The organism is Moritella dasanensis ArB 0140, assembly GCF_000276805.1.
Taxonomy (GTDB): domain Bacteria; phylum Pseudomonadota; class Gammaproteobacteria; order Enterobacterales; family Moritellaceae; genus Moritella; species Moritella dasanensis.
In genome coordinates, this window is record NZ_AKXQ01000036.1 from 1 (window position 1) to 14,105 (window position 14,105).

Sequence of the window (14,105 nt, forward strand, 5' to 3'; positions counted from 1 at the left end):
CATCGCCAAGCGCCAAATTAGAATTAGCCGATATCGTGATGATATCGGCTTTTTTGTGTCTAAAATTTAGGTTTTGGACTATCATGTTCGTGCTAAATGCCCGCTCTCGTTAAAAATACGGCGTTAAGGCGTGATGAGCACTCGCTTGACCGACGTGACAGGCAATAAAAAACCAGCCTGCGGCTGGTTTGTTTGTTTTTACATTACTATTTTAAATAGTTAGTCACTATTTTAAATAGTTAGTCACTATTTTTAACACTTTCATAAGCCCATGAAAGCCAAGGTAATAGTAATTCTACGTTGGCAGCTTCAACCGTTGCACCACACCATATTCGTAATCCAGACGGTGCATCTTTATATGAATTGATGTCATAGGCTACCTGTTGATCAGCGAGTAACTGACCAAACTCTTTTAATTGTTTATCAGTCAGAGACAAGCGCAAACATACGCTGGTATTAGAGCGCTGTTCAACTCTCTCAGCAAGGAAATTGATCCACTCGTGTTGGTTAACAAAATTGGTTAAGATGGCTAAGTTATTCTCTGAACGAGCAATTGCGGCATCAACGCCACCGATTTCAGTTATCCAATTTAACGCATCTAAATAGTCGGCGACGCATAACATTGAAGGAGTATTGATCGTTGCACCGGTAAAGATGCCTTCAATTAATTTGCTGTTTTGTGTTAAACGGAAAATTTTTGGTAGTGGCCAAGGTGGTGTATATGATTCTAAGCGTTCAACAGCAGCAGGGCTGAGGATAATCATGCCATGAGCACCTTCTCCGCCTAATACTTTTTGCCAACTGAATGTGGTGACATCAAGTTTTTCCCAATCCATTGGCATAGCAAACACTGCCGAGGTTGCATCGCAGATAGTTAAACCACTGCGTTGTTCACTGATCCAGTCAGCGTTTGCAACTTTTACACCTGATGTAGTGCCATTCCAAGTAAAGACGATATCATGATCTGGATTTGTGAGTGTCAGATCAGGTAATTGACCATAGTCGGCTGTTAGCGGATTAACGTCACTAAGTTGTAACTGATTTTTAATATCACTGAACCAACCTTTACCAAATGATTCCCAATAGCAAACATCAACAGGCTTTTTGCCTAATAATGACCACAACATCATTTCCATTGCACCTGTATCAGAGGCCGGTACGATGCCTACCTTGTAATCGGCGGGGATCTTTAACAAGGATTTTGTTTGTTCAATCGCTTGCTGTAGTGCTGATTTTCCGATGTCAGAGCGATGTGATCGACCAAGGGTTGAGATGTCTAGTTGGGTTAATTCATAACCAGGACGCTTGCTGCAAGGACCTGAAGAAAAGTTAGGATTATGAGGTTTACTTGTTGGGATCATTAGTTATTCCTTTACTAAAGTGCTATCCATGTACATCGATTATAGCAATCGGCGAGTCATCTATGAAGTATTTAAACCCGTGATTTTTTATAGCATTGTTTATTGCCGCTAACGTTTGCTATTCCTGATAAATAAACGTATTTTCAACACAGTTTAAATAGATAGGAATTGAATACTATGGCTAAAGGCTTAGACAAACATCAACATCGAAAAGATGAATTAAGTGCATTCGGTAAAAACTTAGCGAGACGTGCTCGTTCTCACTGTGAATTATGCGATGCGTCCGGGGTTAAATTAAATACCTTTGAAGTTGCACCAATACAGACAACGCCAGATTTTGATGATTGTATTTTAATTTGTGATACTTGCAGTGAACAGCTTAACAATCCTAAGCGTATTGATGCTGATCATTGGCGTTGCTTGAACAAGTCAATGTGGTCTGAAGTCGCTATCGTACAAGTTACAGCGATCAGAATGTTACGTGTGCTAGCTGAAAAGCATGATTGGGCTGAAGATTTGAATGAAATGGCATACTTAGAGCCTGAAGTTGAAGAGCGTATTAACAAGCTATAGCAAATCTCTTGGTATACTCGGTTAAGTCGTTTGGGTATCTGGATAATTAATGCTATTCTGCGGCTCCATTTTTGTATTGTAGTTAAATTAGAGGTCTTCGATGAGCCAAAGTTGTGATGTGATAGTAATTGGTGCCGGTGCTGCAGGATTGATGTGTGCGGCAAGTGCTGGTTACCGAGGTCGCTCAGTATTGGTTCTCGATAATGCCAAGAAAGCGGGTCGTAAAATCCTTATTAGTGGCGGTGGACGTTGTAACTTTACTAATAATGACCTTTCTACAGATGCATTCATTTGTGCAAATCCACACTTCGTCAAATCTGCATTAAGCCGTTATACCGCTTGGCATTTTATTGAGATGGTAGAGCGTCATGGTATTGCCTATCATGAGCGTGAGCATGGCCAGTTATTCTGTGATGACTCAGCAAAAGATATTGTTGATATGTTACATACAGAATGCGACTGGGCTGGTGTTAAGATTCAATTGCGCACTGAAATCTTGTCTATCGAAAAAACCGATGACGGCCGTTATCATTTGCAAACCAGTGAAGGTGCATTAAATTGTCAATCTTTGGTTATTGCGACGGGTGGTTTATCTATGCCTAAACTGGGTGCGACACCTTATGGTTATAAGGTTGCAGAACAGTTTGGTTTACAAGTAAACGCCACTAAAGCTGGTCTGGTTCCGTTTACCTTACAACAGTATGATAAAGATAAATATGCAGATCTGTCAGGTGTTAGCTTACCGGCACGTATCACCACCGAATCTGGTGTTACTTTTAAAGAAGCGCTGTTGTTTACCCATCGAGGCCTCTCTGGCCCCGCAGTATTGCAGGTATCATCTTATTGGAATGCGGGTGAAGCCGTCAGCATTAACTTATTGCCTGAAGCAGAAATAACTGAAACCTTGGCGGCAATGACGGAATCAAGTCCAAACCAAGCGCTTAAAACAGCGTTAGCGCGTTTATTACCTAAACGTCTGGTTGAGATATTTTATGCGGATGGATTATTACCTGAATGCACGCTTAAGCAGTTACAGCATAAAGAGCTAAATGACATTTCAATGCTCTTGCATAACTGGCAAGTCAAACCGAATAGTACTGAAGGTTATCGTACCGCTGAAGTGACGCTCGGTGGCGTTGATACGAACGAGTTATCATCAAAAACCATGGAAGCTAAGAAAGCCGCTGGTCTATACTTTATTGGTGAAGTGATGGATGTAAGTGGTTGGTTAGGCGGATATAATTTCCAGTGGGCTTGGTCTTCTGGCTGGAGTTGCGGGCAGTTCGTGTAACTGAACGCGTAAACAGACAGTTAAAACAGGTCACATTTTAGAACGGTTAGTGCTACTGAAAATGAATATTTTTCGCAGCATATAACCGTTTTTTTATATTCTAAGTTTAACCAGAATGATAAATCCCGCATTATTTTATTGAAATTGCATTATTTTTTGTTAGCGGTGTCGTGAACAATTTAACCTGAGTCAAACTCGACTCTGATGCTAATTGTTGGACGTCTGCTGATGAGGGATAACTAATACCATCAAAATCGAGCTGTAGCCATTGCTGCTTGTCCTTTATTAACAAACTTTGCCATAGGTGTTGTTGTGTTTTACTTATCTGTAATGGCGCTTTTACTTGCGTTATACGGCTAATAAATTTATATCGATTTAAGTTGTTCTCAAACACTAACAATACACAGCCTTCTCCTTCACACCAGTCGAGCATCACAAGTAAATCTTTGCGGCCGTTACCATTTAAGTCATATTCGCTAAACCAGTATTTGGTGTTATCTGTTTTGGTTTTATGCATGGTAAAATAACGTTTTACCGCATTATTGATTGCTGGCGTACTTATTGCCGGTGAGGGGATATCTGCTGCTTGGAATTCTCGAATGGGGATCCGTGGCAGTTCAGCCGAAAAGGATATCGTTTCAATCTCATCCGTCATTCTATCTAAGGTTAAAGTAGCGCCATTAAAGCTATACTTTTGATTATCTCGCCATTGTTGATTTGCTTGTAATCTTGCCCCATCTCGTCGAAAGTGAAATACGATATTGGCTTTATTACCCTGGTGCTCGGTTAACAGTAATTTTAATCCAGATGAACCATATGTATGCCAATAACCACTTTCATTCAGTTCTTTGCCATTTGCATAACGGTATTTCACGTTGGCTTTATAATGGTCTAAAAGCGCTATTTCGATGGTGACATTATTGTTTTTATAACGATATTGTCCCAACCAACCTTGTGATTCGTCTGGTTGATTAGGGTATTTACCGCACCCTTTTATTTGCTTGTTCTTTACATATAATGTGCTTTTATACTGCCAATAACTGTCGTTGTTATCGATACAACCATGACCAGAAAAAGCGATGTTGAGCTGCTCGCCTTGGTCATTTTCAGTTTCGATAAATGCCCGCAAACCTTTAGTCATGACACTTTTCTTAATTGCCCACTTACTATTTAAATCTTTAATGATGAAAGTAAATTGATTATCTTGCCCATATCCTCGCCAATTCGGTTCTGAGCCTGCAATGTCAAAATGAGTGGATGATGCTGCTTGCTGACACGTTTTATTATCTTGTTTGGATAGGAAGTGGAGTTGATCGACTGTAATAATGGCACGTTGATGTATTGGATTGAGAGACTGGTTTATTTGACCTTCAAACTCAATATAGGCATTGGCTTGCTTTAAGCGTTTTATTTGCTCGAGTAACTGCTTATCAGCTTGTAGATTAAAGGTCTGCGCATTGTGGCATAAGCGTATGGTGCGCTGCTGAGGTGTGATCGTGACAATGCCACTGAAGTGGGCATATTTTTTAGGTATTATTGAAGTGTCCAAGGCTTTAGTCATCTTGCTGGCTGTTGTTGGAACCAGTGCTGTCGGCGCTATATGTGGGGCGTTACTACTGAGTGAGTAAGGACTGTTATTGATAATAGGTTGGTGTTGCTGGGCACAGCCGGTCATTATAAATAGGCTAATAGAGAGTATAACTCGAAGCATAATTCATCCTTGATATCGAGAGTATTGTTAATCATTCACTAGTTACCAAGAGATCCTTTCTGAGTAACTAGTTGATATATCATTATGTGGTGGACCGTGACTAACTACAATATATTTTTTTCAATATAGTGGGCTACGCCATCTTCCGCAGAACTGCCGATCATTTCAAAATCGGGTAGTGCTGCTTTAAGCATGACGGAAGCATTGCCCATGACCAAACCTTTATCAACGGCTTGTAGCATTTCGATATCATTCATTCCATCACCAAAAGCCATTGTTTCTGCCATTGTGAAGCCTTTAATTTTGAGTACTTCAGTCAGTGCTCTGGCTTTATTGACGTTAATGTCCATCACTTCTAAGCATTCAGGTAATGAGAATGAGACATTCAGTTGTGCACCGTGCTGTGCGTTGATTTGTGCTGCTAACGTGACGAGATCTTCATGCGGGCCACAGAAAAAGAATTTAGCAATGCCGGCTTTTTCTAATGTCGCCAGATTGGCAACTTGATAGCTAAACGTGGAGTCTTGACTAAAGCTCAGGATCTCTGGATTTGGTTTGTCTACGAACCATTCATCATCACGATAAACATTAGTTTGAATCGTTTCTGGCAATGTAATTTCAGCGATCATTTGTGCTATCTCTACGGGCACATTTTTACTGTAGATCAGTTCACCTTTATTATTGTGAACTCGCGCCCCGTTTGAGGTGATGAGGTAGATTTCAGCATCAATCGTTTTTCTAATGGCTTCAACATCGACATTATGGCGACCCGTAGCAATAATGAATTTTTTACCTTGTTTGAGCAACTTGTGAATAGTTATTTTGGTTTGTTCTGAGACAATATGTGCAGGTGTCAGTAACGTACCATCTAAATCAGAAACGATAACTTTATACATCTTAACCTCAATATTTACTTCGTGTAGCTAAAGTAGTGTTTGTCGTGAGACTGTCCGTAGTAACGCGCTCAATATTTGGCAAAGTAATTTAATGCCACGGTGAGCGCTGGGATCCTAAAAATATCCGTTTCTAAGAATAATTCATGTGCAGCGCCGGGGATTAATACCGGTTCCGCAGGTTGATGTTGGTTGTGCTTGTGGCTCAAGGCGCGACAAAATTGTTGTTGTGCTTCTGCAAGTACAACTTCATCACCACCGGCTTGCAAGACGAGAGTTGGTGTTTTTATATGTCCGGCATATTGGATCGCACGGCGGCAAGCTTTAATGCTTTGCTGTAGCCAGTTAATCGTTGGACCACCTAATTGCGTCTGTGGGTAAAAACCGTAACTACGACGGAAGATATCAAAGCGTAATGGACTATGAGTTAGCTGGTTATTTTCAAATGGAGAATGCGCAAAATCGCCTTTACCGGGCGCGTAAAAGGACTCGGTATGAATGATCTTGTTGACGATATGCATCGCTCGGCTATAAACATTGGCGATAGGACGGGGTATTTGGCCAAAATTAATGCCAAACATGGGTGATGCGAGCACTGCTGCATCAAAGTCATGCTGATAACTTTGTAAGTATAAACTACCGATTGCGCCACCCATTGAATGACACAGTAAATATTGTTTACTGTGTTGAGTTGGGCTGATGACTTTATCGATAAATAATTTTAAATCGGTGACGTAATCACGGAAATGTTCCACATGACCTTTATGCAGGTTTTTTAATAATCGATCTGACATACCTTGACCACGGTGGTCTAAGCAATATACCGAGTAACCTTGTTGGCAAAGGTCATAAATTAGCTCTCGAAATTTTTGGTAAGACTCTGAACGCCCACCTAAGAGTACAATCGCTGGACCTGTCGCATTGATCACTGCCGATGCATAGCGTAGCGTTACATTATCAACACCTTGCATTGTTTCTTCGATGATAGTTGCATCCCAAAATTGCGAAATTTGCTCATGATATCTATCTGCAAGTTGTGATTCAGTGGTTAAGTTATACGGATTATCAAATTCGACACATGGGTATTTGCTGGACATGGTTGCAGGAGCTTCTTATTAATTTTATTGGTGAACATCTGTTACTAGACTACCATAATTCAATTAATAAAATGGTGACTTAAATAGCTGTAAATATGTTTAACGTCAAAAAAAAATGACGATATTGAATAGCTTGCCCATTACTTTATTGTGAGCTGAGGCTATTTAGCGGTAAAACGCGATAATTAGCGTTAATTTAGGTTGGTAATTATTGAAAGCTTAACTAGTCTTGTTTTATTGATAATCGTAAATTTTTGACATCATATATCGACAATCAAAGAGGCTGCTAATGAAACGTACTCGACTGAAGAAAAAACTTAATTCGCTAAGACGGACTCGTTGTCATTGGTGTCAAATTACAGAGAAAATTAAGCCGATAGAGGTGAGTTACAGCGTCTTATTACAGGGGCGTTAGTATTTATCAATAGTATCGACAAGAGTAGATATAAGTAAGGCGCTTATGATAAGCGCCTTACTGTTTTATTTTTTAATTACCGCACATTACTCGGTGTAAATTAAAGTATGTAACGACTTAGATCTTCATCTTCAACTAATTCGTCGAGGTACTTACCAACGTAATCAGCATCAACAAGTAAGCTTTCACCATCTTTTTCAGATGCATCAAATGAAATTTCTTCCATTAAACGTTCCATTACGGTGTGTAAACGACGGGCACCGATGTTTTCAGTCTTTTCGTTAACATTCCAAGCAGCATTGGCAATCGCATCGATACCTTCTTGGGTGAAATCGACGTTGACGCCTTCCGTTTTTAACATAGCAACGTATTGTTCTGTTAATGACGCTTTTGGTTCTGTCAGAATACGCACAAAATCTTCTGCTTTTAGTGCATCTAATTCAACTCGGATTGGCAGACGCCCTTGTAACTCAGGGATCAGATCTGACGGCTTTGCTACTTGGAAAGCACCCGATGCGATGAATAAGATGTGATCTGTTTTCACCATACCGTGTTTTGTCGTGACTGTTGAACCTTCGATAAGCGGTAATAAATCACGTTGTACACCTTCGCGTGATACTCCCCCATCATTTGAATCGCTACGCTTACAGATTTTATCAATCTCATCAAGGAATACGATGCCGTTATTCTCTACCGCAAAGATGGCTTTTTCTTTCAATTCTTCTGGGTTAACCAGTTTTGCTGCTTCGTCTTCAACAAGTTGTTTTAATGCATCTTTGACTTTCATCTTACGGGCTTTAGTCGTAGAGCCGCCAGAGAGGTTTTGGAACATGCCTTGTAATTGATTGGTCATCTCTTCCATACCTGGAGGCGCCATGATCTCAACACCAACTTGCGGTGCAGCAAGCTCAATATCAATTTCTTTATCGTCTAATTTACCTTCGCGTAATTTTTTACGGAAGATTTGACGAGTATTCTCATTACTGGCTTTTTCTTCTTCGCCCCAGTTGTTACGTGGGTTAGGAAGTAGGGCATCAAGCACACGATCTTCAGCATTTTCTTCAGCGCGAACGTGATATTTTTTCATTTCTTGTTCACGAGTCAGTTTTACTGCAACGTCGGTTAAATCTTTGATGATTTGCTCGACTTCTTTACCAACATAACCAATTTCAGTAAATTTCGTTGCTTCAACTTTGATAAATGGTGCGTTAGCTAATTTGGCTAAACGACGGGCGATCTCTGTTTTACCTACACCCGTTGGACCGATCATCAAAATATTTTTTGGTGATACTTCTTGACGAAGTTCTTGGTCTAACTGCATACGACGCCAGCGGTTACGTAGGGCAATTGCTACTGCGCGTTTGGCATTTTGTTGACCGATAATGTGGCGGTCTAATTCAGAAACGATTTCTCTTGGCGTCATTGAAGACATAATAAGCGTCCTTTAATTCGGTAAAATTTAGTAATCGATAGTTTCAACTGTTTGGAAACCGTTGGTGAATACACAGATATTACCTGCAATAGTCAGGGATTTTTTAGCGATTTCTTCAGCGTCTAATTCGGTATTTTCTAATAATGCCATTGCTGATGCCTGGGCGAAATTACCACCAGAGCCGATCGCGATAAGGTCATTTTCAGGTTGTACTACATCGCCATTACCGGTGATGATGAACGAGCTATTTTTATCTGCTACAGCCAATAAGGCTTCTAAATTACGTAGCACTTTGTCAGAACGCCAGTCTTTAGCAAGCTCTACAGCGGCACGTTCTAGATTACCTTGGTGCGCTTGTAATTTGGCTTCAAAACGTTCGATGAGGGTAAATGCGTCAGCGGTGCCACCGGCAAAACCAGCGATAACTTGGCCATTGTATAAACGGCGCACTTTTCTTGCGTTGCCTTTCATTACCGTGTTGCCAAGAGAAACTTGTCCGTCTCCGGCCATTACGACTTTGCCTTCACGGCGTACAGATACAATAGTAGTCACGATAAAACTCCATTCTAGATTAACTTGAGCGTACCTGGTTGTAGTTAGCTACGCTTCATTATGTTAGGTACAAAATGTTAGGTAAAAAATGCGAGGTAAAAAAAACGCCTCATATGATATGAAGCGTTTTCATTACAATATACCAACTAAGGTGGGTATATTTATTTAGTTTTTCAAGGCTTCCACTGCCAAATTTCACAAGTTGTGACACCTGCGCGTTTAATTTGGTGGCGTTCTTTTTCTGCGGTACGTTTACGTTCGTAAGGGCCTAAAACGACACGATACCAATTGCCTGTATGACGGACATTGGCAGTATAACCTTGAAAGGCTATCGTTGCTTTCATCGCTTCAGCTTGTGATTGTTGACGGAACGAACCACATTGCATTTGATAACGAATACCGGTGTCTTGTTGTGGCGGTATATCAACAATGACTTCTTTTTCTTGCAAGTCTTGCGGATATTGCCACTCTTCCTTAGGCTTTTCCGGTAATGGTTTTACCGTTAGCTTTTTCGGTTGTATTTTTTTAACTGGTTGTGGTTGTGCTTCTTCTGCAGTGCCACTGATTTGGGCTAAAAAGTAACCCAAGCCGATTGCCAGCAATAAAAACAGCAAGATCGCCAACACCGGACGTTTCTTTTTAGCAGGTGGTGCCTTTTTAGCACCCCGCTGTTTTCTCGGCTTCGGGGCGTGCCCCGCGTAATCCTTACGAGCCATAATTTACATACGTTCCAAAGTTTCAATGCCTAGCAGATCTAGACCTTGTTTAAGCGTTTTCGCTGTTAACTGCGCCAGTTTTAGACGGCTTAATTTAACGTCTTCATCTTCAGTACTTAGGATAGGGCAAGCTTCATAGAAACTTGAGAATACGCCAGCTAGTTCAAACAGGTATGTACATAATGTGTTTGGTGTAGCTCGTTTTGCTACTAGATGCACAATCTCGTTAAACTGGATCAGTTTACCTGCTAACTCTTGTTCTTTGTCTTCGTTTAGTTGCACTTTAGCTGTGGCTAGTTTTGCTGCTGTTGCTGCATCAACTTTGTTGAAGATACTGCCAACACGCGTACAAGCGTAAAGCAGGTAAGGGGCTGTATTACCTTCAAAGCTTAACATTGAGTCGAAGTTGAAGATGTAATCACTGCTGCGGTTTTTAGATAAATCGGCATATTTAACCGATGAGATACCAACAACGCGAGCGATGTGTTTTAGTTCATCTTCAGCAAGGCTAGGGTTCTTCGCTTTTACTAATGCGTAAGCACGTTCTTCTGCTTCGATGAGGAGATCAACCAGTTTTACGGTGCCGCCAGAACGCGTTTTGAATGGACGACCATCTTCACCATTCATAGTACCAAAACCAAGATGTTCCAGTGATGTTTCAGGTTTAACAAAACCAGCTTTTTGTACTACTGAAAATACCTGTTGGAAATGCAGTGCCTGACGTTGGTCAACAAAGTACATGATGCGGTTCGCATTCAGCTGTTGTTGACGGAAGCGCATTGCTGCAAGATCGGTTGTTGCGTAAAGGAAACCACCACCGTTTTTCTGAATGATTACCGGTAATGGGTCGCCATCTTTGTTTTTGAATTCATCTAAGAATACACATTTCGCGCCGTTTGATTCTGTTAGTAGACCTTGTGCTTCAAGTTCGTTAACAACGTTATGCAGGTCGTTGTTATAGAAGCTCTCGCCACGTACGTCTTCGCGCGTTAGTTTTACGTTTAGGCGTTTGTAGATTTCATGACAATGTGCAAGTGACACGTCATTGAACTCTTGCCATAATTTATTGCACTCTGCATCACCAGATTGCAGCATTACCACCATTTCACGTGCGCGTATGGCAAAATCTTCAGATTCGTCGAAACGACCTTTTGCTGCGCGGTAGAATACTTCTAGATCAGAAAGTTGCATGCTAATTTCTGTATTTTCAGCACGTTTCTCTTCCATGTACGCTAATAGCATACCGAACTGCGTACCCCAATCACCAACGTGGTTTTGACGGATCACGTTATGACCAAGTAGTTCTAATGTACGTGCAACTGAATCACCAATGATAGATGAACGTAAGTGACCTACGTGCATTTCTTTGGCTAGATTTGGAGATGATAAATCCACGATTACGTTATCTGGTGTTGCTGTTTTTTGTACTGAAAGGTTTTCATCTTCCAGTGCAATATCAATCTGTTGCGCTAACCAGTTTTGGTTTAAGAAGATGTTAATAAAACCTGGGCCTGCGATCTCTGTACGGCTGACTAAGTCTGATTCAGGTAGGTTATCAATGATTAGTTGTGCTAACTCACGCGGGTTTTTCTTCGCTGGTTTGGCCATCATCATTGCTAAATTTGTTGCTAAATCACCATGAGCTTTGTCGCGGGTACGATCTACTGAGATGCGTGGTTGTGCATCTGCAGGAATGATTTGTTGTTCTTTTAAGATCGTAACGGTTTGCTCGAGTAGCTGTATAATATGCTCTTTCATGGATTCTCTTAACTAGCAATGATGAATGAAATAGACCGATCATTTTAGCCTGATTAGGGCCATTTGACTAGTTAATCGAGGAGAAATACCGATATCCTTACAACATTTCAGTTGGATCCACATCTAACGACCAACGGGCTTTGCGTGCTGACTTTAACGCTTCTATTTTAGGCATAATCTGGCGCAGTAGCTGAGTGATGTGCTGACGTTGGGGACCTTGCAACAATAGCTGTAAACGATATTTGCCTGCGCGCTTCTCCATAGGGGCTGGCATTGGCCCTAAACAAAGCAATTGAGGATTGTGATTATGTGCTTGAACCAGTTGTTTTATTTCGACTAAAAACGCATTGGCTTCACTGAACTGATGGGCTTCTGCGCGAAATAGGGCCTGAAAGCTATAAGGCGGCAAATTAGCCATTGAACGCGCATGTAATGCAGTTTGAGCAAAGTGTGAATAGCCATTGTTAATCAGGTCTTGAATTAGCTCGTGTTCAGGGTGGTGAGTTTGGATCGCGACTTCACCTTGCTTAGCTGCTCGTCCCGCGCGTCCTGATACTTGCACAAACAATTGCGCGAGTTTTTCTGGCGCGCGAAAATCACTGCTAAACAGGGCACTGTCTACGTCAATTAAACCGACTAAGGTAACATCGGGAAAATGATGGCCTTTGGCGAGCATTTGTGTGCCGATTAAAATCCGAAATTCTCGTTTACGCACCGCTTCTAATGATTTTTCTAAACTGCCTTTACGACTGGTACTATCGCGGTCAATACGAATAATCGGGTATTGCGGAAAATGTTCGGCGAGCATGGTTTCGAGTTGTTCAGTACCAAAACCGGCAGTGATGATCTCTTTAGAGTCACAACTTGGGCAACGACGCGGTTTGGGAAATTGCTCATCGCAATGGTGACAATGCAATGTATTACGCGATTGATGGTAAGTGTAATAGGTATTACAACGCTGACATTCTGCCATGGAACCACAGGTATGACACATGACGGCTGGCGCATAACCACGGCGATTAAGAAACAGCAGGACTTGATTACCCGCCGCTAAGTGCGTTGCCATTAAAGCCATAAACTCAGTCGATAACCCTGAGTCTAACGATTGATTTTTAATATCAATAAGATGATGGCTGGGCATTTGCGCATTACCCGCACGTTGGGTAAGTTTTAAGTGGCGATATTTACCCGTCATGGCATTGTGCAGGGTTTCTAATGCAGGAGTTGCAGAACCTAATACCACGGCGATATTATTGCGATGCGCCCTGACAATTGCCAAATCGCGGGCGTGATAGCGGAATGTTTCTTGTTGTTTTAGCGAACCATCATGCTCTTCATCAATAATGATCACGCCTAAATCGTGCATAGGGGTGAATATTGCCGATCTTGTGCCAATGACGATACCTGCGACACCCGCTTGTGCTTCAAGCCAAGCCTCGCGTCGTTCAGCATCATTTAAACCAGAGTGCAGGGCGACGATTGGCACATTGAAACGGCGTTTGAAGCGTGAAATTGTTTGCGGTGTAAGACCAATTTCGGGGACGATGACTAACGCTTGCTTGCCCGTCTTTAATACTTTCTCGATAACATTTAAATAAACTTCAGTTTTACCACTACCCGTCACACCATCGAGTAAGTAGGTGGTAAAGTGATTGATGTCAATTGCGGCGATGGTGATCGCTTGTTCGGTATTAAGCGAAGGGCGGTTGTCACTGACAACCAAATTCTGACGCCAATGCTGGGCATCATTATCTTGGACTTCAATATATTCTTGGCTGATCAGTCCTTTGTCTTGCAGTGCTTTGATGGTGGTTGATTTTATATTGGCTAATTTTAAATGTGATTGAGTCAAGCCTGTTTCAGCTAATAACTTGATGGTCTGTAATTGCGCAGGGGTTAAACGGTTTAATTCTTTTGCTGTCAACTCATGAGCGCTATCGGTTAATTGCCAAAATGTGTAACTGTTTAATTTCGCCGATTCCAGTTTACGCAATAATACCGGCAGTGCTTGGGCGATAACTTCGCCGATTGGGTAATGGTAATAATCGGCACACCAATTAAAAAAGGCCAACATCTCTGCCGATAAAATAGCGCTATCATCGAGTACATTGATAATCGGTTTGAGTTTGGCTAGCGGAAATTCACTGTCGTTTTTAGTGGCTAGCGCAATGCCAATAAGTTGCTTATTCATAAACGGTACACAGATCCGCATACCGGGCTCGATGTGTTCATCATCAGAGTAGGTATAATCAAAGCTTCTGCTTAAATGGACTGGAACGGCAACGGCGACAACTGGCATTTACTCA

11 protein-coding genes are annotated in these 14,105 nt (G+C 41.6%); 2 read left to right on the forward strand and 9 right to left on the reverse strand.

Annotated elements, in window-relative coordinates:
• Positions 1-239: 239 nt before the first annotated feature.
• Positions 240-1,361, reverse strand: a complete 1,122-nt coding sequence (locus A923_RS0120455) for a phosphoserine transaminase (RefSeq protein WP_017223559.1) — start codon at positions 1,359-1,361, stop codon at positions 240-242.
• Between the two features lie 177 nt (positions 1,362-1,538).
• Between A923_RS0120455 and A923_RS0120460 the strand changes: the two genes are divergently transcribed.
• Positions 1,539-1,934 (forward strand): PhnA protein, encoded by a 396-nt coding sequence (locus A923_RS0120460; protein ID WP_017223560.1) that lies wholly within the window; start codon positions 1,539-1,541, stop codon positions 1,932-1,934.
• A gap of 100 nt (positions 1,935-2,034) precedes the next feature.
• Positions 2,035-3,225, forward strand: a complete 1,191-nt coding sequence (locus tag A923_RS0120465) for a BaiN/RdsA family NAD(P)/FAD-dependent oxidoreductase (protein ID WP_017223561.1) — start codon at positions 2,035-2,037, stop codon at positions 3,223-3,225.
• Between the two features lie 130 nt (positions 3,226-3,355).
• On the opposite strand, the gene A923_RS0120470 is transcribed toward A923_RS0120465, so the two are convergent.
• The 8 genes from A923_RS0120470 to priA all read right to left on the reverse strand — a co-directional run bounded on the left by A923_RS0120470 (position 3,356) and on the right by priA (position 14,098).
• The gene (locus tag A923_RS0120470; RefSeq protein WP_017223562.1) at positions 3,356-4,936 is read right to left on the reverse strand and encodes a hypothetical protein; all 1,581 of its coding nucleotides are present in this window, start codon (positions 4,934-4,936) and stop codon (positions 3,356-3,358) included.
• A 104-nt stretch (positions 4,937-5,040) separates the two neighbouring features.
• Positions 5,041-5,832: a Cof-type HAD-IIB family hydrolase gene (locus tag A923_RS0120475; RefSeq protein ID WP_017223563.1), complete on the reverse strand. Its 792-nt coding sequence runs from the start codon at positions 5,830-5,832 to the stop codon at positions 5,041-5,043.
• Positions 5,833-5,900: 68 nt separating this feature from the next.
• Positions 5,901-6,926, reverse strand: a complete 1,026-nt coding sequence (locus A923_RS0120480) for an alpha/beta fold hydrolase (RefSeq protein ID WP_017223564.1) — start codon at positions 6,924-6,926, stop codon at positions 5,901-5,903.
• 515 nt (positions 6,927-7,441) lie between these two features.
• On the reverse strand, positions 7,442-8,773 hold the full coding sequence (gene hslU / locus A923_RS0120485; RefSeq protein ID WP_017223565.1) for an ATP-dependent protease ATPase subunit HslU: 1,332 nt from the start codon (positions 8,771-8,773) through the stop codon (positions 7,442-7,444).
• A 27-nt stretch (positions 8,774-8,800) separates the two neighbouring features.
• Entirely contained in the window at positions 8,801-9,325 is a 525-nt protein-coding gene (hslV, locus tag A923_RS0120490; protein ID WP_017223566.1) for an ATP-dependent protease subunit HslV, read from the reverse strand.
• 173 nt (positions 9,326-9,498) lie between these two features.
• The gene (locus tag A923_RS0120495; RefSeq protein WP_017223567.1) at positions 9,499-10,041 is read right to left on the reverse strand and encodes an SPOR domain-containing protein; all 543 of its coding nucleotides are present in this window, start codon (positions 10,039-10,041) and stop codon (positions 9,499-9,501) included.
• Between the two features lie 3 nt (positions 10,042-10,044).
• Positions 10,045-11,799 carry an arginine--tRNA ligase gene (gene argS / locus A923_RS0120500; RefSeq protein ID WP_017223568.1) on the reverse strand — a complete coding sequence of 585 codons (1,755 nt, stop codon included), beginning with the start codon at positions 11,797-11,799 and terminating at the stop codon, positions 10,045-10,047.
• Between the two features lie 97 nt (positions 11,800-11,896).
• The gene (gene priA, locus A923_RS0120505; RefSeq protein WP_017223569.1) at positions 11,897-14,098 is read right to left on the reverse strand and encodes a primosomal protein N'; all 2,202 of its coding nucleotides are present in this window, start codon (positions 14,096-14,098) and stop codon (positions 11,897-11,899) included.
• Positions 14,099-14,105 lie beyond the last annotated feature (7 nt).